Source organism: Vibrio sp. 10N.222.55.C6 (genome assembly GCF_041473395.1).
GTDB lineage: Bacteria > Pseudomonadota > Gammaproteobacteria > Enterobacterales > Vibrionaceae > Vibrio > Vibrio crassostreae_C.
The window spans coordinates 1-410 of record NZ_JBFRSD010001004.1; the positions used below are offsets into that span (position 1 = coordinate 1).

Genomic DNA, 410 nt, shown 5'->3' on the forward strand with positions numbered 1-410 from the left:
TATCTCACCTTTAGTTTCAGCCAAATAAGCGGCACTTTCTCGAGCCATTGATGCATTATTACTACTTACGCTTGCAGTAAGATAAGGACAATCCATAGAGTCCATACCAATAATAGGAATGCCTTGGTCACTAGCCATATCCAAATATATTTCAATTGGTCTAATGTCATTCATGACGACAATCGCAGTTGGTATTAATTTTGACATTAGGAGTTCACCAAACTCTATGGGGTGTCGAGTCACTTTCATATTCCAACCGTAGTCTTGGGATAAAAATGCTAGCTTTTTCACAAGTATTGCCTTAGACGAATCTCCTACCCAAGGCGAGTGAACTAACAAGTTTACTTTTTGTTGAGGAATACTACTTTTGAAAATTCGCTTTAATTTTTTTATCATAATAAAGTGAGTGA

1 pseudogene is annotated in these 410 nt (G+C 36.6%); it reads right to left on the bottom strand.

The annotated features are described in order from the left end of the window. A pseudogene (locus tag AB4486_RS27275) lies at positions 1 to 291 on the bottom strand (hypothetical protein); the annotation flags it as partial. Positions 292 to 410 lie beyond the last annotated feature (119 nt).